The sequence below is a fragment of the Bradyrhizobium sp. SSBR45G genome (assembly GCF_030159255.1).
Taxonomy (GTDB): domain Bacteria; phylum Pseudomonadota; class Alphaproteobacteria; order Rhizobiales; family Xanthobacteraceae; genus Bradyrhizobium.
The window spans coordinates 27,613-47,413 of sequence record NZ_BSCT01000021.1; the positions used below are offsets into that span (position 1 = coordinate 27,613).

Consider the following 19,801-nt stretch of genomic DNA (forward strand, 5'->3'; position numbering starts at 1 on the left):
GTTTAGAACGAAACAGTATCGTTCTTTTCGGAGCGCCGAATGGCCGTGCAGTCGTCGTCCACCACCGAGTCCACGCCCCCGTCCAAACCCGTTGATCAGACCGTCCCGGCACGCGAGCGCGCGCTCAAGCAATGGCGCGGCGATGCCGTGAAGGAGCTGCGCCGCGAGGCCGACAGGGAAGCGCCGCAGCCGGATCAGCCTGCGACCGCTCCGGAAGGACAAAGCGAACAGGGCGATAAGCCGCGTCGCGGCCTGCTGCGGCGGCATCCCATAGGGGCGGCGGTCGGCCTCGTCCTGCTGCTGGCTGCCGCGACCGGCGGCTATGTCTATTTCGACGCGGCCAGCCATGACGAGACCACAGACGACGCCTTCATCGCCGCCCGCCAGTTCTCGATCGCGCCGAAGATTTCCGGCTACATCACGTCGGTGCCGGTCACCGACAACCAGCGCGTCAAGGCCGGCGACGTCATCGCGCGCATCGACGATCGCGACTACAGGACCGCGCTGGCGCAGGCCGCCGCCCAGGTGAGATCGGCCGAGGCCGCGATCCACAATATCGACGCCCAGATCGACGTGCAGCAGGCGCAGATCACGGCTGGCCAGGCCCAGGTCGAGCAGGCGCAGGCAAGCCTCACCTTCGCCGAGCAGCAGGCGCAGCGCTACCAGGACCTGGCTCGCACCGGCTCCGGCACGGTGCAGAACGAGCAGCAGTACAATTCGCAGCTCCGGCAGCAGAAGGCGGCGCTGAGCTCGGCGCAGGCCAATCTGCAGGTGGCGCAGCGCCAGCTGGAGTCGCTGAAGGCCCAGCGCGAGAGCGCACAAGCCAATCTCGCCCAGGCGGAGGCGCAGCGCGACCAGGCGCAGCTCAACCTGTCCTATACGACGGTCACCGCGGCGCAGCCCGGCCGCATCGTCAATCTCAGCGCGGCCGACGGGCAGTTCGCCGCCCAGGGCACGGCGCTGACGATGTTCGTGCCCGACGACGTCTGGGTCACCGCCAATTTCAAGGAGACCCAGCTCGATCACATGCGTCCCGGCCAGCCGGTGACCCTGCAGATCGACGCCTATCCCGAGCGCGAGATCCGCGGCCATGTCGCCAGCGTCCAGTCCGGCTCGGGCCCGGCGTTCTCGCTGCTGCCGCCGCAGAACGCGACCGGCAACTACGTCAAGATCGTGCAGCGCGTGCCGGTCAAGATCGAAATGGACGATCCGCCGGCGGATGTCGCGCTCGGGCCGGGCATGTCGGTGGTGCCGACCGTGCGCGTCGATCCCACGCCGACGCTCTATGAGCGGTTGAAAGCCAGGCTATGAGTGACGCTGCTGCTCTCTCCGCGCCGCGCGCCGGCAGTCCGTGGATCATCGCGGTGCTGGTGGCGCTCGCGACCTTCATGGAGGTGCTCGACACCACCATCGCCAATGTCGCGCTGCCCTATATCGCCGGCGGCATGGGCGTCAGCCAGGATGAATCCTCCTGGGTGGTGACGACCTATCTCGTCTCCAATGCGATCAGCCTGACGGCTTCGAGCTATCTCGCCAGGCGCTTCGGCCGCAAGGCGTTCTTCCTGCTGTGCCTCGGCCTGTTCACCACGAGCTCGGTGCTGTGCGGCTTGGCGTGGAATCTTCAGGTGCTGTTGTTCTTCCGCATCCTGCAGGGCCTCGGCGGCGGCGGCATGGTGCCCGTCGCGCAATCGATCCTGGCGAGCTCGTTTCCGCCCGCCAAGCGCGGCCAGGCCTTCGCGCTGTTCGGCGTCGCCGTCGTCGTCGCGCCGGTGGTCGGTCCGACGCTCGGCGGCTATCTCGCCGACAACGCGTCCTGGCACTGGTGCTTCCTGATCAATGGTCCGGTCGGAATCGCAGCGATGGTGCTGATCGCGCTGATCCTGCAGGAGCCCGCCGCAGCGACCGCGGGGCGTCGCAACCAGCCGAGCCAGGGGTTCGACGTCGTCGGCTTCCTGCTGGTGGCGACGTTCCTTGGCGCGCTCGAGCTGATGCTCGACCGCGGCCTGGAGGACGACTGGTTCGACTCGCGCTTCATCCTGCTCACCGCCGCGGTCTGCGCCGCCGCCTTCATTGCGATGATCCCGTGGGAGATGAACCACAAGAATCCCACGGTCGACGTGCGCATGCTAGCCTCGCGCCAGTTCGGGGCGTGCTTCCTGGTGATGCTGGCGACCGGCGCGATCCTGCTCGGGACCACGCAGATGCTGCCGCAGATGGTGCAGCAGGATTTCGGCTACACCGCCACCTGGGCCGGCCTCGTCCTGTCCCCGGGCGGCCTGGTCACGATGGCGATGATGTTCGTGGTCGGGCGGCTCTCGGGCAAGGTCCAGCCGAAATACATGATCATGACCGGCGCCACCATCGTGGCGTTCGCGATGTATGACCTGACGCGGGTCTATGCCGATGTCGGCTTCTGGTTCTTCGCCGAATCCCGCATGCTGATCGGCGTCGGCCTGCCGCTGATCTTCCTGTCGATCACCACCGCATCCTACAACGGCATCCCGCCCGAGCGAACCGACCAGGCCTCGGCGCTGATCAACGCGGCGCGCAACACCGGCGGCTCGATCGGCGTCTCGCTCGCCGCCAACGTGCTGTCGCATCGCGCGCAGTTCCACCAGAGCCGGCTGGTGGAGGGCGCGATTCCGTCGAACCCGGCCTATCAGGATACGCTGCATCAGCTCACCAACTACTTCACGGCGCATGGCAGCTCGCTGCTCCAGGCGCAGCAGCAGGCGGTGGCGTGGATCGGCCAGACCGTGCAGATGCAGTCGTCGCTGCTTGCCTATGTCGACGTCTACTGGGTGCTGATGCTGATCTCGTTGTCGGCGATCCCGCTGGCGCTGACCCTGCGCAAGGTCAAGCTCGGCGGCGGACCATCGATGGCGCATTGAGGAGCATCAACAAACGGCGCTCGCGCTTTGTAGGGTGGGCAAAGGCGCTGCCGCGCTGCGTCGGCGACCGAGATCGTGGTGGCGCCGTGCCCACCATCTTGCAGCGGCGCGCGCTGATCGACGGTGGGCACGCTGCCGCCTGACGGCGGCGGCTTTGCCCACCCTACAGGATGACGTCAGACCTGTTCGTCCGCGATCCCATTCCGCAACAGCCCGATGCGGTCGATCTCGACCTCGACGACGTCACCGGGCTTCATCCACAATGGCGGTGTGCGGCGGGAGCCGACGCCGCCGGGGGTGCCGGTGGCGATCACGTCGCCGGGCTCGAGCCGGGTGAACGACGAGCAATATTCGATCTGGCGCGGGATGTCGAAGATCATCTGGCTGATCGTGGCCTCCTGCACCACCTCGCCGTTGAGCCGCGTCTGCAGCTTGAGCGGGCCGAGATCGTCGATCTCGTCTGCTGTGACCAGCCACGGACCGAAGGCGCCGGTGTCGGGAAAGTTCTTGCCCGGCGTAAACTGATGGGTATGGCGCTGAAAGTCGCGCACGCTGCCCTCATTGTAGCAGGCATAGCCGATGATGTGCTTGAAAGCCTCGCTGCGCGGGATGTAGCGGCCGGGCTTGCCGATGATCACGGCGAGTTCGCCCTCGAAATCGAGATCGGTCGAGACCCGGGGCCGGATGATGTTGGTGAGGTGCCCGGTCTGGCTGTTGGCGAAGCGGCCGAACACCGTGGGGTTCTCGACCTCGGAGCGGCCGGTCTCCTTGCGGTGGGTCTCGTAGTTCAACCCGATGCAGAGGATCTTGTCGGGATTGGGGATCACCGGCAGGTACGTGATCGCGGACAGCGGATGCCGCCTGGCGCCGGAGGCGGCGGCCGCCGCCTCCGGCAGCGCATCGGCCGCGATCGCCGATTTGAGGTCGGGAAAGCGGTCGCGCAGGGCGGCGCCGAGGTCGGCGATGGTGTCGCCCTCCACCAGTCCCCAGGACGGCGTGTTCTGAATCGTGAAGCTTGCAAATTTCATCTGATATCCTCGAGCAGGAAGCGCCGGCGGATCAGGTCGAGACCGCCGGCATGGCGGAAGGAGAAGCCTGGTCTTGCGCCGATTTCGCGAAGCGCGCCATGCTGCGCTCCGGGAAGATCATGGCGAAGGCCGAGATGGCGCCGACAATCAGCACGCCGGCGGTGAAGGTCATGGCGTGGGCGTAGCCGAGCGGCACGTTGCTGCCGGCCTCGCCGACGATCCAGCCGGTGAGGGCGTTGGAGACCAGCGCGGACGCGGCGTTGCCGGAGTAGATCACGACGATCAGCCGTCCCCGCTGCACCGCAGGCGCAATCGCACCGAGCGCGACGGGGCCGAAGATCGTGGTGAGGCTGGGGGCGGCGAAGGCGATGGCGACGCAGGCGAGCTGCAGCGGACCCGTCGTCACGATGCTGAGCAGCAGCGCACAGCCGGCGGCGAGCAGCGCGAGGCCGGAGGCGTGGCCGAGGCAGGCGCGCAGGCTGAAGCCCTTGCGCTGCAGAACTTGCGTCAGCCAGGAGCCGCCGAGCAGCAGCGGCGACTGGAACAGATAGATGCCGGAGATGATCCAGCCGACATCGACCTGCTTGTAGCCGAGCCCGAGCTGCAGAAACGGCGGCAGCCAGGTCGCGGACATGCCGACGATCCAGTACGACGCGGTCGACATGATGATGACGCCGATCACCGTCGGATCGGCCCACAGCACGCGCGCCGGCAGCGCCTTGTCCTTTGCGACTGTCGTGTCGGGTGAATGCGCGGCGGAGTAGGGGCCTTCGCCGCCGACGAAGAACCAGCCCGCCATCCAGGCCAGGCCGAGCAGGCCGCAGAACAGGAAGCCGGTGCGCCAGCCGTAGGTGACGATGACATAGGTCAGGATCGGGCCGCCGGCGAGAAGACCGACGCTGATGCCCTGCAGCACCACCGCGCTCGGCACGCTGCGCCGGTCGGCCGGAAACCAGTTGTAGCAGGCGTGCAGCGCGGTCGGCAGGCCGGGCCCTTCGCCGGCGCCGAGGATGATGCGGCAGACCACGAGCACCGCGATCGAGCCGGAGAAGAAGATCGGGATCTGTGTCGCCGACCAGACGCCGGCCATGATCAGCAGCAGCCATTTCACCGGGAAGCGGCCGACCACGAACATCCCGACCGCCATGCCGGACAGCGAGAACAGCAGGAAGAAGCTGCTGCCGACCAGGCCGAACTCCTTCGGGCTCAGGCCCAGCTCCTTCATCATCGGCACGGCCGAGAGGCCGAACACCAGCTTGTCGAAGAAGTTCAGCGTCTGGAACAGGAACAGCATGATGAGGACCGCGATCGCGCGCCCTCCGACCGATCCGCTCGTCGTCTCCGTTGATGTCGTCATGGCGTTTTCCCCGTTTTGCATTTTATTGTTGTGATCAGTTCAGTCGTTCGTTGAACTCGCTCAGCAGCGCCGCAAGCTCCGGTGCGTCGCGGGCCGTGCCGTAGACGTAGTGGTCGGGCCGCACCAGCGCGGCGCTGCAGCCATGGCGCTCGAACCAGCGCGCCACCACGCCGCTTTCCTCGGCCAATCCCGAGCCTCCGATGGTGATCGTCCTGATGCCGGCGGCGCGGGTCGCAGCGTCGATCGTGCTCGAATCCAGCGCGCCGCGGCCGTCGAGAATGAGCCGCCATCCGGTGCCGGCGACGCCGTCGAGCAAAGCGCGCCCGCTCTCGTCGACGATCCAGGGCTGCGGAAACAGCGTGCCGTTGGCGGCGCTCGCCCTTGTCGCGAGCAGGCCCTGCGTCAGCGGCGGCACGATCTCCTGGCGGGTGATGGTGCGCGGCGCGCCGCCGCCTTCGGCCAGGATGCGCGCGTCGCGCGCCGCGGCGGCCTCCGGGTCCTGCTCGCAGATCACGCGGCCGATCGCCTTGATGCGGGTGGTGAGCTCGCGCACATGCGTGCTGCGCTCGGCCTCGTAGCTGTCGAGCAGCGCATCTCCCGATTGTCGGCGCAGCACGCGGCCGAGCTTCCAGCAGAGATTGGCGGCGTCGCGCAGGCCCTGGCACATGCCCTGGCCGATGAAGGGCGGCTGCTGATGCGCGGCATCACCGGCGAGCAGGACGCGGCCCTGGCGCCAGCGGCTTGCGACCAGCGCGTGGAAGCGGTAGCTCGCCGCGCGCCACAGCTCGCCATCGTCGGGAGAGAGCCAGGGCGAGAGCAATTGCCAGACCTTCTCCGGCTGCTCCATCGCATGTCGGTCCTCGCCCGGCCGCAGCATGATCTCGAAGCGGCGATGGTTGCCGGGACCAATGATGTAGGTGGTCGGCCGCGCCGGATTGCAGAACTGAGCGGCTGTCTTCGGCAGCCTGCCGACGCCGCTGTCGTTGACGCGGATATCGACCACCAGCCAGGGCTCGTCGAAGTCGAGATCGTCGAAGCGGATGCCGAGCTTCTGGCGCACGGTGCTCGAGGCGCCGTCGCAGGCGATCACGTAGTCGGCGCTGACCTCGCGCGTCGTGCCATCCTCGCGCTTCAGCACGACCGTCGCCGCAGAACTGTCCTGGCGGATGTCGACCAGCGTCGTGCCAAGCTCGACCGTCACGGATGGGCAGCGGCCGACGCGATCGCGCATCACCTGCTCGACCGGCGGCTGGGTGAACACCATGGTCGGCGTGTAGCCGAGCGGGTAGGGCTCGCCGACCATGTCGATGCGGCGGATCAGCTGGCCTTGCGCGCCGAAATGCTCGGACGCCGGAAACGGCGCAACATAGCGGCTGACGTGTTCGGCGATGCCGAGATTGTCGAACAGCCGCATGATCTCGTGATCGAGCGCGATCGCGCGCGGCTTGTCGTAGATCTCGCGCGCGCGGTCGATCGCCAGCGTGGTGATGCCTTCCGAGCCCAGCAGGCTTGCCGCGATGGCGCCGGTCGGACCGAAGCCGACGATCACGACCTCGAAATCGTTCGCATGGTGGGTGCGGGACATGGCCGGCTCTGCTCGGAAATCGATGGGGTGATTGATCAGGCGTAGCCGACCGCGAGCTGCGCGGCCTTGACGTGCTCGGCCTTAGGGGGCGCGATGCCCCATTGATCGGTGCGGCCGGGCGGCCAGACCCAATGCTCCGGGCCGCGCACGACGTAGTCGTCGTCGACCTGCAGCACCTCGGCCGTGTATTCGATGACCGTGCCGACCGGATCGATGAAGTAGGCGAACACGTTGTCGCCGGGGCCATGGCGTCCGACGCCCCAGGCGATCGGATAGCCGGCATCTATCATGCGGCCGGCGCCGCGCATCACCCCTTCCCAGGTCGGCATCAGGAAGGCGACGTGGTTGAGCCCGTTGACCTTGGCCGCGGCGATGACCACCGCGTGGTGATCGCTGTTGCAGCGGACGAAGGCCATCGCCGCCGAGCGGTCGGTCAGCTTGAAGCCGAGCGCCTTCTCGTAGAACGCGGCGGTGCGGTCGACATCGGTGCTGTTGAGATTGACGTGGGCGAGCCGTTCGGGGAGCTCCGGTCGCGGCGGCTTCGCCTCGTGCCTGATGTCGCCGTGCACGAAACGCAGCACGCCGCCTTCGGGGCCGCGCAGGCTCATGATCTCGCCGCCATCGGGCGCCGGGTTGGGAGCGGGGGCCGAGAGTAGCGCCGCGCCCGCGCGGACGGCGTTGCCCGCGATGGCTTCGAAATCGTCTGATACCGCAAGCCGAAAGGTCACCGCCTTCAGCTCGGTGCGATCGCTCCGGTGCAGCGCGACGACGTGATGGTCGCTTCCGGTCGCGCGCAGATAGACGGCGCCATCGGTCGCCGCGACGCGCTCCAGTCCCCAGGTCTGGCGATAGAAGTCTTCCGAACGCGCCAGATCGGGCGTGCCCAGATCGACGCTGCGCAGAGCCGTGACCGGAAACCGGGTCATGAGCGTGTCCTCTTGCCGCCCGTCATCCTCAGTGCGTGGAGGCGAGCCGTTTTCTTGTCGTGGTCTTGTGCCGTCGCCGGCAAGCCGGCCGGGATCTTTCTATTACATAAAAATTCGAAATCAATCAGAATTTATAAATTTTATGTTTTTGGGCCATGCTCTATATTTACGGGACGATTCAGAGGAGATCCGCCGTGGATGCGGTAATCGAGGCGGAAGGGCAGGGCCCGTCGACCCAGGCAAGCCATGTGTATGACCGGCTGCGCGAGGACCTGCTGTCCGGGCGGCTGGCGCCGTCGCGCAAGCTGCAGATGCGGTTCCTGACCGAGACCTATCAGACCGGGCAGACGCCGCTGCGCGAGGCACTCAACCGCCTCACCGCCGACGGCCTCGTCGAGGTGCGCGAGCAGCGCGGCTTCTACGTCAAGGACATCAGCCGCGCCGAGCTCGCGGAGCTGACCAAGACGCGCTGCTGGGTCGAGGCGCTGGCGCTGCGCGAGTCGATGGCCGCGGCGACGCCGCAATGGGAGGAGCAGCTGGTGCTGGCGCAGCATCGGCTGAGCCGGGCGCCGCGCTCGCTGAGCGCGACGACCTTCGAGGACAATCCGGAGTGGGAGAGACTGCACCGGATCTATCATCGCGTCCTGATCGCGAATTGCGGCTCGCAATCGCTGCTCTCATTCTGCGGCCAGCTCGCCGACCAGCTCTATCGCTACCGGAGACTTTCGATCCGCAAGGCGTTTCCGTCACGCGCCGTCGGCGACGAGCACGCCGCCATCGTCAATGCGGTGCTGAACGCCGACACCGAAGGCGCGGTCGCGCTGCTGATGGCGCACTACCAGCGCACGGCCGACGTGATCCTGCAGGACGAGACGATCTTTCCGGAGCTGCGCGCTGCTCGCCAGGATGAGGCCGGATGACGCTCACGTCGCCGCGGACAGGAAGAACTCGACGCGCGCTTCGACATAGGCCTGCGCTTCCTTCTTCAGTGCGCGGATGTCCTCGCCGAGCAGGGCGCGAAACAGCATCGAGAACACCACGAGATCGATGAAGACCTTCGACGTCTCCTCGAGCTTGTCGGCTGCGAACGCGCCCTTGCCGTAGAGCCCTTCGGCGCGGGCCAATTCGGCGAGGATGTGACTGACATTGCGCGTGGCGCGCTGGCGCGCCGAATCCTGGATCTCGAGCGTCAGCTCGGGAAAGCGCGGGTTCTCGGCGATGGCGGTGCGCATCAGACCGATGGTCTCCCCGACGAAGGCGCGCTCGATGAGCGTGAGTGCGAGGTTGACCAGGCGGGTGCGAAAGCTGCGCCCCTGCGGGACCAGGTTCTCATATTGCGTGTTGTTCGCCGCCTGGCGGCAGATCACGGCTGCGAACAGGGCCGCCTTGCTCGGGAAGCGCGCATAGATGGTGGGCTTGCCGGCGCGCGCGGTCTGCGCGATCTCGTCAACGCTTGCGCCCTCGAAGCCGTGAGCGAGGAACACCGTCTTGGCAGCATCCAGGATGCGTTCTTCGACCTCGCCGGCGCGTTCGAGCGAGGGGCGCCCGACCTTCCCGCGCGCCGTCTTGGGAGCCGCCATCCGATCCGCCATCGCTTTCTGTCGAGCTTATGAAACTTGTTCGTTCTTGCCCTGTTTGGCATAGCGGGCGCGAGAGTTCAATCAAGGCGCCGAAGTCGCGGCTGCGGAATATCAGCTTGCTTCCGGGGTCCTCAGTCTCCAGACTGCGGAAAACCATTGGGGGAAACCATGCATCGGACGTTTGGCCTCGCGTTGCTCGCCATGGCGGTGGCTGCGTCACCGGCTCACGCCGAGACCGTCATCCTGAAATCCGATCTCAAGGCGGCCAATGAGGTTCCGCCCAATGCAAGCACCGCGTCCGGCACGGCCGAAGCGAGCTTCGACACCGCGACCAAAACGCTGAGCTGGACGATCTCGTTCTCCGGTCTGAGCGGCCCGCCGATCGGCGCGCATTTCCATGGCCCGAGTGAGCCCGGCAAGAATGCCGGCATCGTGCTGCCGTTCAAGAGCCCGGAGCCGCCGATCAAGGGGTCTTCCGTGCTCACCGATGCGCAGGCGGCCGATCTGCTCGCCGGCAAATGGTACGCCAACATCCACACCCAGGCCAATCCGGGCGGCGAGATTCGCGGGCAGATGGCCAAGCAGTGAGAGCAGCAGCGCGGCCGGGCGGGCTCGCCCGTCAGGCCGCGAGCTCCGGCTTGGCAGTCCGCTTTGCGCCGACCGCAGCGCGGCGCACGTCGAGGAACTGCTTGAAGCGGTCGATCGACAGCGGTGGCGCCACCAGATAGCCCTGGCCTTCCTCGACACCGCAGGCGATCAGCGCATCGACCTGCTCCTGGTGCTCGATGCCCTCGGCAACCACGGACATCTCGAGCTCGCGCGCCAGCGCCACCAGCATCTGCACCACCACGACGGCAGACTGGTCGCGCGTGATGGCATCGACGAAGAACTTGTCGATCTTCAGGATGCGGGCGCCGAGCCGCTGGATATAGGACAGGCCGCTGTGGCCGATGCCGACATCGTCGAGTGCGATGCGGAAGCCGAACTCGCCGAGCTCCTTCACCACGTCGGTCGCCTTCTCGAGGTCGGCGAGCTCCTCGCGCTCGGTGACCTCGAGCACGACCTGCCGGGTCGACACCGATGAGGACGCGACCACCTTGCGCAGATCGTCGACGAAGCCGTCGCCGAGCAGATGGCGCGGCGTGACGTTGACCGACAGCTTGAACAGCTTGTCCTGCTTCATCTCGGGCTGCAGCTCGCGCAATGCGGTCCTGAGCAGCTGCCAGGTCAGCTTCTCGATGCGGCCGGAGCTTTCGGCGAGCGGGATGAAGCTCATCGGCGGGATCAGCCGGCCGTCGGGCTTCTCCCAGCGCGCCAGGATCTCGCAGCCGACGATGTCGCCGGTCTTCAATCGGAAGGTCGGCTGCACATAGGGCTTGAACTCGTTGGCCGCCAGCGCACGGTCGAGCTCGGCGACCGGATCGACCGGCCGGTTCAGATAGCTCGCCAGGAGCAGGCCGAACACGGCGCCCAGCCAGCCTGCGGCGAGCATGGTCAGCTGATAGGCCATCTCGTGACGGGCGCTCAGGCTCTGCGGCCGGACGTGGATCGTGGCCTGCAGCGGATAGCGGTCGGAGGTCGTGGTGAAGGCGACGGTCTGCGCCGGCGGCTTTGACGGGGCGTCGGGATGATAGCTGGCCACTTCCTCGCCATTGGGCAGCGTCAGGGTGACGTGGCTCTCGCCCCGGAGGCCGACCGGCATCACGTCGAGCAGATTGCCGTCGATGCGCAGGATCGCCGCCAGCGACCGTTGCGCGTCGATGTCGTGCAGCACCCCGAACGCGGCGCCGGTGAACTGTTCGACCCGGAACAGCCGCAGCTCGCCGTCGGCCGATTGGAACATCTCGTCGCGTCGCGCCCAGCCATTGTCGAATTCGAGCGTCTCGGAATAGGCCGCGCACTTGACCGATCCTTCGCGGTCGACGGTGCGGATGTCCTTGATGATGGTGCCCTGATAGACGTGAAGGCGCAGCGCCTGCAGCGCATTGGCGCTGCAATCCATCGGCCCTTTGGCGACCAGACGGTTGAGGATCGCGCCCGCCGAGTCGATCGCGGCCTCGGAGCGGCGCAAGGCCACCTTGCTGAGCTCGCTGAGCTGCCGCGCGGTCTGGTCGCCGATCAGCGCGGTCACGGCGAGATCGGCGCCGGCCAGGAACACCCCGACGCAGGCGACCACCGCTCCGACACGAAGCATGTGTTGTCGTTGCAATGCCATCGTGTCCGTGAACGCCCCCGTATGACCACGGAGCATCGTTTCGTCCAACCTTCAACTTTCCGTATATGCGCGTCGACATGCCTCGCATTGGCGGCGCGGAGTGCCGCGGGGGCCGAAAGCTGGTTAAGGAAGTGCTACCAGAGGCGGCTCAGGCGGCCCTGTCGGGCGCGCTGCGCGGAACGGTTGTCTCGGCAGGGTCGGCCGAGAGCAGCATCAAGGCGGCGAGCGCCGACAGGCTGAGGCTCGCCGAGACGATCAGCACGCCGCGGCCGAGCCCGTCGATCAGCAGTCCGAACAGCAGCGGCGCGAAGGCCTGGCAGATCCGCGACGGCGCGCCGATCAGGCCGAGCCGGTAGGCGTAGTTGGTCGGACCGAAGATCGCGAGCGGCAGCGTGCCGCGGGCAATCGTCAGGATGCCGTTGCCGGAGCCGTGCAGCAGCGCAAAGGCCGCGGCCGCGCCGCCGCCGAACAATCCGATCGTCAAGGCGCCGAGCGGGTGAGTGATGCAGGCGAGCCGCGCCGAGGCAAGCGGATGGAAGCGGCTGAGGAAGCCGGCCTCGAACACGCGCGCGGCGACCTGCGCCGGTCCGATCATCATGCCGGCGAACAGCGCCTGCGCCGGCGTCGCGCCGAACGCCTGCATCAGCCGCGGCAGATGCACCGCCATCGCCGCGGTCACGGTCCAGGCCGCCGCCATCGCGAAGGCGATCAGCACCATCGGACGGTCGAGCGGGATGCTCGGCTTGCCGGTCTGGGTCTCGCCGGGCGCCATCTGGGTCGCGCGCGGCAGCGAGAAGTTCAGCGGCAGGCCGATGACGAGATGCGCGATCGCCCAGGCGAAGCAGGTCTCGCGCCAGCCGATCGTCGCAAGCCCCCAGGTGCTCAGCGGCCAGCCGACGGTCGAGGCGAAGCCCGCGATCAGGGTGATGCCGGTGATCGCGCCGCGCGCGTCCTTGCCGTAGATGCGCCCGAGCGTCCCGAACGCCGCGTCGTAGAGCCCGAGACCCATGCCGACGCCGAGCCACAGCCACGCGATCGCCATCACCCACAGCGAATGCGACAGGCCGAGCAAAGCGAGCCCGATCGCCAGCACGATGTTCGAGGCGCACAGCACCTGGCGGCCGCCGACGCGGTCGATCTGCCGGCCGATGCGCGGGCCGAGCAGGCCGGAGATGATCAGCGACGCCGAGAAGGCGGCGAAGAACCAGTTGTTGGACAGGCCGAGATCCCTGGCGATCGGGTCGGCGAGGATCGCCGGCAGATAGTAGCTCGATCCCCAGGCCAGCGTCTGGGCGGTGCCGAGAGCGATGACCACGCCCAGCCGTCGTGCCTGCATTCCCCAAAACCTCTCATTGGCTCAGCGTCACGCGCAGCCGGTGCGTCTCGCAGACTTGGCCTTGGCGTCATCGGCGCAACAACTGTCTACGCCGGACGGAGCGGGTCCGCCACAGCAGCCGGACAGGGCAGCAATGCTCTCCAGTCCGCCGCGCGTGCACACGCCGGTCTCGGGCAGCTGAAGCTCGACGCGCGCGGCCGCCGTCTTGTCGCCGGCGATGTCAGCCGTGATCGAGCGCACCTGCTCGTAGCCGGTCATCATCAGGAACGTCGGCGCACGGCCGTAGCTCTTCATGCCCGCGAGATACAGTCCGGGCTCGTCGGCCTGCGCCAGCTCGCGCGCGCCGTGGGGGCGCACCGTGCCGCAGGAATGCTCGTTCGGATCGATCAGGGGCGCCAGCGCGACCGGTGCCTCAATCGCGGGATCGAGCCGCAGCCGCAGCTCCGACAGCAGCGACAGATCGGGCCGGAAGCCGGTGGCGACGATCAGCTCGTCCGCACCGAGGCTGTGGCCGCCGCTCGCGACGATCGAGAGCCGGCCTCCCTCATCGCCAATCCGTGCGACATGGAAGCCAGTCTCGACCCGGATGCGCCCCGAGCGCACCAGAGCGGCGAAGGCCATGCCGAGCGCGCCGCGGGCCGCGAACTGGTCGGCGCTGCCGCCGCCGAACGCTTTCGCCGGATCGTCGCTGCGCAGCAGCCAGATCGCCTGCGTGCCCGGCGCTTCATCGGCGAGAGCCGCGAGATCGATCAGGGTGCCGATCGCCGAATGGCCGGCGCCGAGCACGGCGACGGTCCTGCCGGCATAGCGGCTGCGCTGGGCTTTCAGGACATCGGGCATGCCATAGGCGATGCATGTGCCATGCTCGGCCTCGCCGATCGCGGGCAGGCCGTTGCCACCGGCGGGATTGGGCGAGAACCAGGTGCCGGAGACGTCGATCACGGCATCGGCCTGCAGCGCTGCATCGCCGTTGCCGTTGAGATAGCGGATCTCGAACGGCGCGTGTTCGCGGCCCTTCGATTTGGCCTTGTCGAAACCGAGACGGCTGATTGCGGTGACGCGATGCGATGTCCTGATGACGTCGCGCAGCGCCGTGCGGGTCGCCAGCGGCGCCAGATAGGAGTCGATCAGCTCGTGCCCGGTGGGATAGACCTCGGGGTCGGGCGAATTCCATCCCGTCGTTGCCAGCAGCTGCGCCGCGGCCTTGTCGATGTTGTAGCGCCACGGCGAGAACAGCTGCACGTGCTGCCACTGCCGCACCGCATGCGCTGCTTCCGGGCCTGCCTCGAGCACGATCGGCTTGAGCCCGCGTTCCAGCGCATGCGCCGCCGCCGCGAGCCCGACCGGGCCTGCACCGATGATCGCGACCGTCTTGGCTCCGTCCATCACAGTCCTCCTATACTTCTAGAATAATCGAATAATGAGGCAGGCGTTCGAGCGGGCGGCAGGCTCACGCCGCAGGCTTGGCGGCACTGCAGCCGCGCTCCTCGGCACAGCATTCGGAAACGAGGAAGCCGACTAGGCCTCGCATCACGTCGTATTCGGCATGGCAGACCAGGGTCGTGCCGTCGCGCCGTTGCGAGATCAGGCCCACCGCGACCAGCGTCTTGACGTGGTGCGACAGCGTCGAGGCCGGAATCTTCAACCGCTCCTGCAGCCGTCCGACCGGCAGCCCTGCATGGCCGGCCCGCACCAGTGTGCGGTAGATCTTCAGGCGCGTGGTGTTGCCGAGGGCTTCGAGGCGGGCGGCAATCTCGTCGAGTTTCATGCCGCAAAAGATGCCGCCGACAGGACCCCGAGTCAAACGATATTTCTAGAATGATGGAAGTATGGAGCGTTGGAGCTAGCGGTGTACCCGCCGCGCCGTCGCTCCCAGGGCCACGGCTTGACACGGCCCATCATATCGATAATTCTGGATATATGGAAAACGAACAAGCTGTCCTGGCGTTGGCCGCGCTGGCGCAACCGACGCGGCTGCAGGCGTTCCGCACCCTGGTGCAGCACGAGCCCGAGGGCCTGCCGGCGGGTGAGCTCGCGCGCCTGCTCGACGTGCCGCAGAACACGCTGTCGTCGCATCTCGCCGTGCTGGCGCGCGCCGGCCTCGTCAGCTCGATCAGGCACAGCCGCTCGATCGTCTACCGCGCCGATCTCACGCAATTTCAGGCCGTCGCGCTGTTCCTGCTGCAGGATTGCTGTGGCGGCCGGCCGGAGGTCTGCGCGCCGGTCGTCGCGAGCCTCACGCCCTGTTGTCCGCCGAAGCGCAAGGAGAAGACCCGTGCCTGACCGCATCAACAACGTTCTGTTTCTCTGTACCGGGAATTCCGCGCGCTCGATCCTCGCCGAGTCGATTCTGCGCAAGGACGGCGCCGGCCGCTTCCGCGCCTTCTCGGCCGGCAGCACGCCGAAGGGCGCGGTGCATCCGCTGGCGATCGCGCTGCTCGCGCGCATGGACTATCCGACCGAGGATCTGCGCTCGAAGAGCTGGAGCGAGTTCGCCATGGCGGGCGCGCCGGTGATGGATTTCGTCTTCACCGTCTGCGACAACGCCGCCGGCGAGGCCTGTCCGGTCTGGCCGGGGCAGCCGATGACCGCGCATTGGGGCATCGAGGATCCGGCCGCCGCCGAAGGCACCGAGCTGGAGAAGCTGGCGGCATTCACGACCGCCTTCCGGTTTCTGAAGAACCGGATCGGCGCGTTCATCAACCTGCCGCTCGGCCGCATCGATGCGCTCTCGCTCGGCACGCGGCTGCGCGAGATCGGGGCAGGCGAGGGCACGACGTCCTTCCGCTCCGACGTGGCATGATCCGATGACCACCTTCGAGCGCTATCTGACGGTCTGGGTGCTGCTCTGCATCATCGCAGGAATCGGCCTCGGCCATCTGATCCCCGGCTTTTTCGCCATCGTGGCGTCCGCCGAGATTGCCCGGGTCAACCTGCCGGTCGCAGCCCTGATCTGGCTGATGATCATCCCGATGCTGCTGAAGATCGATTTCGCCGCGCTCGGCGGCGTCAGGGAACACTGGCGCGGCATCGGCGTGACCTTGTTCGTCAACTGGGCGATCAAGCCGTTCTCGATGGCGCTGCTCGGCACCATCTTCATCGGCCATGTGTTCGCGCCGATGCTCCCCGCAGCGCAGCTGTCGTCCTACGTCGCAGGTCTGATACTGCTGGCGGCGGCGCCGTGCACGGCGATGGTGTTCGTATGGTCCAACCTCTGCGAGGGCGAGCCGCACTACACGCTGAGCCAGGTCGCGCTCAACGACGTCATCATGGTTTTCCTGTTCGCGCCGCTGGTCGGTCTGCTGCTCGGCGTCGCCTCGATCTCGGTGCCCTGGACGACGCTGCTGCTCTCGGTGCTGCTCTACATCGTGGTGCCCGTCATCATCTCGCAACTGTGGCGCCGGGCCTTGCTGCGGACCGGGGACGGAAGCCTCGAGCGGACGTTGCGCGTGCTGCAGCCGGTCTCGCTGGTGGCGCTGCTGGCCACGCTGGTGCTGCTGTTCGGCTTCCAGGGTGAGCAGATTCTCAAGCAGCCGGTGGTGATCGCAATCCTCGCCGTGCCGATCCTGATCCAGGTCTATCTGAATGCCGGCATCGCCTATTGGCTCAGCCGCCGGCTCGGCGTCGCCTGGTGCGTGGCGGCTCCCGCCGCCCTGATCGGCGCCAGCAATTTCTTCGAGCTGGCGGTCGCCGCCGCGATCAGCCTGTTCGGGCTCGAGTCGGGGGCTGCTCTTGCGACCGTCGTCGGTGTTCTGGTCGAGGTTCCCGTGATGCTGTCAGTCGTGCGCATCGTGAAATCGACGCGCGGCTGGTACGAGGCGGGGATGCCGGCATAGAGGGGCTCCCATGCCGGTGTCTTGACGGCGCGGCGTCAGCGCCGCGGCTCGTCCTCATCGTCGTCGTCACCCTCGCGATCACGCTTGCTCGGCTCGTATTGCAGCTCGTGGGCCTCGGCCCGCGCGGGCTGCGCGGCGGCCGCCGGTCCGCCCTGTTGGATGTAGGCGACGGCCTCGAGAGCCGTTACCGTATCCGCGCTGGCCTGGCCGAAGGCCAGAACGCCGGCAAGTCCCGCCACCAGGGCAGCGAGGGTCAATATCCTATGCAAGACGACTCTCCTGATCACCGCACGAGCCATCGCTCGGCCGTTCGATGCGGATCATGCCGGTGCTGCGCTGACGACATCCTGTCGCGCCGCGTCAGCGAATTGTCAGCTTGTCTCGGGCAGGGTGCTGTCCATGTGCGAGCCTCCACCCCCCGCATCGACCTGAGCGCAATTCCGACACCGGACCTCCAAACTAAAACCTGCACTTTTTCCCTAGCCTTTGCGAACGCTCCGCAATCCCAGATCGGACGGCCGTGGGCAGAACGAATGAACGACTGCTTCGACAATCACGGCGCCGGGCTCCAGGACGATCATGCATTTGCCTCAAATTGGACGGTTCATGCGCATCACCACGCTGGCGATGCTGATCTCCACGGCCGCGTCCGCAGCCACGGATGCGCGTGAGGATGACCGGGAGCGCCGGGACGCGGTGCGTCACGCCGTGGAGGCCGGCGATGTCCTGCCGCTGTCGCAGATCCTGCCGCGCTTGCGCGGCCGCATCGCCGGCGACGTCATGGGCATCGACATCGAGCGCCAGCGCGGCCGCTGGCGCTATGAGTTTCGGGTGATCGGTCGCGACGGGCGCATGCGCGAGGTCTATGTCGATGCGCGCAGCGGCGAGATCGAGCGGGTCGAGGAAAAGTAGATGCGGGTGCTGCTGGTCGAGGACGATCCGCGGCTGGCGTCCGATCTGACACGGACGCTGCAGGCGGCGGGATATCTGGTCGAGACCGCGGGGGACGGCGAGCAGGCCTGGTTTCTCGGCGACACCGAGGACTATGGCGCCGTCGTGCTCGATCTCGGCCTGCCGGGGATGGACGGCCTGTCGGTGCTCAAGCGCTGGCGCGGCGCCGGCCGGCACATGCCGGTGCTGATCCTCACGGCGCGCGCGAGCTGGGCCGAGCGGGTCGACGGCATCGATGCCGGCGCCGACGACTATCTGCCGAAGCCGTTCCGCAACGAGGAGCTGCTGGCGCGGCTGCGCGCGATCGTCAGGCGCTCCGCCGGCCATGCCGCCCCGGTGCTGTCGTCCGGCGACCTGACATTGGACGAGCGGCAGATGAAGGTCAGTCTGTCCGGCGTGCCGGTGGCGCTGTCGCAGCTCGAGTATCGCCTGATTGCCTATCTGCTGCGGCAGAGCGGCCGCGTCGTGCCGCAGCACGAGCTCGAAGAGAACGTCTACGGCCTCGGCCATGATCACGATTCCAACGCGCTGGAGGTGCTGGTCCGCCGCGTGCGCAAGAAGCTCGGCGCCGAGATCATCGAGACCCGCCGCGGCTTCGGCTACATGATCCCGGAGACGGCGGAATGAGATTGGGCTCGCTGCGGCTGCGGCTGGTGGCGGCGGGCACCATCGCCATCCTGGTCGCGCTCGGCGTGGCCGGCTTCGGCATGGTGGTGCTGTTCCAGCGCCACGTCGCGCGCACGCTTGCCGCCGATCTCGACGTGCACCTGCGCCAGCTGCTGAACGGTCTCGAGGTCGACGCGGAGGGCCGCCTCATCGTGTCGCGCCCGCCGGCCGATCCGCGCTTCGCCGTGCCGCTGTCGGGGCTGTACTGGCAGATCTCCGACGATCGCGGCCAGCTGCTGCGGTCGCGCTCGCTGTGGGACACGATCCTGCCGCTGCCGATCGACGAGCCCGGACCAAGCGATGTGCACCAGCACGATCTGGCGGGTCCTGACGGCGCCCGCGTGCTGGTCGCCGAGCGCGGCATCCTGATGAATCCGGAGCGCCAGAGCCGGGTGCGCGCCGCCGTGGCCTACGATCTCGACGGCGCCACCAGCGCGGTGCGCACCTTCGCCAAGGATCTGTCGATCGCGCTTGCCGTGCTCGCCGTCATCCTCGCGGTCGGCACCTCCGTCCAGGTCAGTCTCGGCCTGCGTCCGCTCGCGGTGCTGCGCCATGGCGTGGCAGAGATCCGCAGCGGCCAGCGCCGCCATCTTCCGGTGCAGGTGCCGACCGAGGTGGCGCCGCTGGTCGAGGAGGTCAACGCGCTGCTCGATGCGCAGAGCCGCGAGATCCTGCGCTCGCGCAGCCGTGCGGCGGATCTCGCGCATGGCTTCAAGACGCCGCTCGCCGCGCTGGCGGCGGATGCGGCGCGGCTGAAGGAGCTCGGCCAGCTCGAGCTGGCGCGCAACGTCGAGGACGTCGCCGAGGCGATGAGCCGCCAGGTCGATCGCGAGCTGGCGCTGGCGCGGCTGCGCGGCAAGGCCCGCGGCGAGCCGGCCGCGGCGACCGAGCTGGCGCCGCTGGTGGAGGCGCTGCTCGGCACGCTCGGCCGCACGCCGGCCGCCGCCCATGTCAGCTTCGATGGCGAGGTCGCCGCGGGCCTGCGCGTGGCGATGGACCGCACCGATCTCGCCGAGGTGCTCGGCAATCTGCTGGAGAACGCCGCGCGCCACGCCGCGAGCACGGTGCGCATCGCAGCCAGCGCGAGCCCGCTCGTGGTGACCGTGGAGGACGACGGTCCGGGAATTCCCGACGCGCAGATCGGCCGCGTGCTGGAGCGCGGCGGCCGGCTCGATGAGCAGGGGCCCGGCAGCGGGCTTGGACTCGCGATCGTGCAGGACGTGCTCGAGGCCTATGGCTGGCGGCTGCAGATCGGCCGCTCCGAGCTCGGCGGCGCCCGGATCACGATCGCGCCGGCGCTCGCCTCGGCGCTCGGGGGCCGGCTTGCACCTGCCCGCGCGAATGCTGCGAATGAAATGCATTCCATCCTGACAGCGGGCTGACACCGGGCGTCAGCGCCGCGACGCCTGCGCTGAGCTACGCCTCGGTCA

20 protein-coding genes are annotated in these 19,801 nt (G+C 67.9%); 10 read left to right on the forward strand and 10 right to left on the reverse strand.

The annotated features are described in order from the left end of the window. Nucleotides 1-39 precede the first annotated feature (39 nt). Complete coding sequence (locus tag QQL87_RS22465; protein WP_284420954.1) at nt 40-1,311, forward strand: HlyD family secretion protein; 1,272 nt, start codon at nt 40-42, stop codon at nt 1,309-1,311. Further along, complete coding sequence (locus QQL87_RS22470; protein ID WP_284420953.1) at nt 1,308-2,891, forward strand: DHA2 family efflux MFS transporter permease subunit; 1,584 nt, start codon at nt 1,308-1,310, stop codon at nt 2,889-2,891. Before QQL87_RS22465 ends, QQL87_RS22470 begins: the two co-directional genes overlap by 4 nt. 176 nt (nt 2,892-3,067) lie before the next feature. On the opposite strand, the gene QQL87_RS22475 is transcribed toward QQL87_RS22470, so the two are convergent. Genes QQL87_RS22475 through QQL87_RS22490 form a run of 4 tightly spaced genes read right to left on the reverse strand, consistent with a single transcriptional unit; the run spans nt 3,068 to nt 7,787 of the window. Beyond that, on the reverse strand, nt 3,068-3,919 hold the full coding sequence (locus QQL87_RS22475; RefSeq protein ID WP_284420952.1) for a fumarylacetoacetate hydrolase family protein: 852 nt from the start codon (nt 3,917-3,919) through the stop codon (nt 3,068-3,070). Nucleotides 3,920-3,950: 31 nt separating this feature from the next. Then, entirely contained in the window at nt 3,951-5,276 is a 1,326-nt protein-coding gene (locus QQL87_RS22480; protein ID WP_284420951.1) for an MFS transporter, read from the reverse strand. A 34-nt stretch (nt 5,277-5,310) separates the two neighbouring features. Further along, entirely contained in the window at nt 5,311-6,861 is a 1,551-nt protein-coding gene (gene mhpA / locus QQL87_RS22485; RefSeq protein ID WP_284420950.1) for a bifunctional 3-(3-hydroxy-phenyl)propionate/3-hydroxycinnamic acid hydroxylase MhpA, read from the reverse strand. 35 nt (nt 6,862-6,896) lie between these two features. After that, a complete protein-coding gene (locus QQL87_RS22490; protein WP_284420949.1) occupies nt 6,897-7,787 on the reverse strand; it encodes a VOC family protein in 891 nt (296 codons plus the stop codon). Between the two features lie 194 nt (nt 7,788-7,981). On the opposite strand from QQL87_RS22490, the gene QQL87_RS22495 reads away from it, so the two are divergent. Then, complete coding sequence (locus QQL87_RS22495; RefSeq protein ID WP_284420948.1) at nt 7,982-8,707, forward strand: GntR family transcriptional regulator; 726 nt, start codon at nt 7,982-7,984, stop codon at nt 8,705-8,707. Nucleotides 8,708-8,710: 3 nt separating this feature from the next. On the opposite strand, the gene QQL87_RS22500 is transcribed toward QQL87_RS22495, so the two are convergent. Then, nucleotides 8,711-9,367 (reverse strand): TetR/AcrR family transcriptional regulator, encoded by a 657-nt coding sequence (locus tag QQL87_RS22500; RefSeq protein WP_284420947.1) that lies wholly within the window; start codon nt 9,365-9,367, stop codon nt 8,711-8,713. A 168-nt stretch (nt 9,368-9,535) separates the two neighbouring features. On the opposite strand from QQL87_RS22500, the gene QQL87_RS22505 reads away from it, so the two are divergent. Beyond that, complete coding sequence (locus tag QQL87_RS22505) at nt 9,536-9,955, forward strand: CHRD domain-containing protein (protein ID WP_284420946.1); 420 nt, start codon at nt 9,536-9,538, stop codon at nt 9,953-9,955. A 31-nt stretch (nt 9,956-9,986) separates the two neighbouring features. Here the strand turns inward: QQL87_RS22505 and QQL87_RS22510 are convergent, their stop codons facing one another. From QQL87_RS22510 to QQL87_RS22525, 4 genes are all read right to left on the reverse strand, one after another. Next, nucleotides 9,987-11,561, reverse strand: coding sequence for an EAL domain-containing protein (locus QQL87_RS22510; RefSeq protein WP_284420945.1), 1,575 nt, complete (start codon nt 11,559-11,561; stop codon nt 9,987-9,989). A gap of 169 nt (nt 11,562-11,730) precedes the next feature. Beyond that, complete coding sequence (locus QQL87_RS22515) at nt 11,731-12,918, reverse strand: MFS transporter (RefSeq protein ID WP_284420944.1); 1,188 nt, start codon at nt 12,916-12,918, stop codon at nt 11,731-11,733. 27 nt (nt 12,919-12,945) lie between these two features. Then, nucleotides 12,946-14,304 (reverse strand): FAD-dependent oxidoreductase, encoded by a 1,359-nt coding sequence (locus QQL87_RS22520; protein ID WP_284420943.1) that lies wholly within the window; start codon nt 14,302-14,304, stop codon nt 12,946-12,948. 64 nt (nt 14,305-14,368) lie between these two features. Beyond that, nucleotides 14,369-14,686: an ArsR/SmtB family transcription factor gene (locus QQL87_RS22525; protein WP_284420942.1), complete on the reverse strand. Its 318-nt coding sequence runs from the start codon at nt 14,684-14,686 to the stop codon at nt 14,369-14,371. Between the two features lie 152 nt (nt 14,687-14,838). Here QQL87_RS22525 and QQL87_RS22530 point away from each other — a divergent pair, with 152 nt between their 5' ends. The 3 genes from QQL87_RS22530 to arsB are packed head-to-tail and all read left to right on the forward strand — an operon-like array spanning nt 14,839 to nt 16,754. Next, nucleotides 14,839-15,201 (forward strand): ArsR/SmtB family transcription factor, encoded by a 363-nt coding sequence (locus QQL87_RS22530; RefSeq protein WP_284420941.1) that lies wholly within the window; start codon nt 14,839-14,841, stop codon nt 15,199-15,201. Beyond that, on the forward strand, nt 15,194-15,721 hold the full coding sequence (locus QQL87_RS22535; RefSeq protein ID WP_284420940.1) for an arsenate reductase ArsC: 528 nt from the start codon (nt 15,194-15,196) through the stop codon (nt 15,719-15,721). Before QQL87_RS22530 ends, QQL87_RS22535 begins: the two co-directional genes overlap by 8 nt. Before the next feature lie 4 nt (nt 15,722-15,725). After that, nucleotides 15,726-16,754 carry an ACR3 family arsenite efflux transporter gene (arsB, locus tag QQL87_RS22540; RefSeq protein WP_284420939.1) on the forward strand — a complete coding sequence of 343 codons (1,029 nt, stop codon included), beginning with the start codon at nt 15,726-15,728 and terminating at the stop codon, nt 16,752-16,754. Between the two features lie 35 nt (nt 16,755-16,789). On the opposite strand, the gene QQL87_RS22545 is transcribed toward arsB, so the two are convergent. Beyond that, a complete protein-coding gene (locus tag QQL87_RS22545) occupies nt 16,790-17,023 on the reverse strand; it encodes a hypothetical protein (protein ID WP_284420938.1) in 234 nt (77 codons plus the stop codon). A 337-nt stretch (nt 17,024-17,360) separates the two neighbouring features. Here QQL87_RS22545 and QQL87_RS22550 point away from each other — a divergent pair, with 337 nt between their 5' ends. The 3 genes from QQL87_RS22550 to QQL87_RS22560 are packed head-to-tail and all read left to right on the forward strand — an operon-like array spanning nt 17,361 to nt 19,753. Continuing rightward, nucleotides 17,361-17,666 carry a PepSY domain-containing protein gene (locus tag QQL87_RS22550; RefSeq protein ID WP_284420937.1) on the forward strand — a complete coding sequence of 102 codons (306 nt, stop codon included), beginning with the start codon at nt 17,361-17,363 and terminating at the stop codon, nt 17,664-17,666. Then, on the forward strand, nt 17,667-18,332 hold the full coding sequence (locus QQL87_RS22555; protein WP_284420936.1) for a response regulator transcription factor: 666 nt from the start codon (nt 17,667-17,669) through the stop codon (nt 18,330-18,332). After that, nucleotides 18,329-19,753 carry a sensor histidine kinase gene (locus QQL87_RS22560; RefSeq protein WP_284420935.1) on the forward strand — a complete coding sequence of 475 codons (1,425 nt, stop codon included), beginning with the start codon at nt 18,329-18,331 and terminating at the stop codon, nt 19,751-19,753. The genes QQL87_RS22555 and QQL87_RS22560 overlap by 4 nt, the downstream gene beginning before the upstream one ends. Nucleotides 19,754-19,801: the final 48 nt, after the last annotated feature.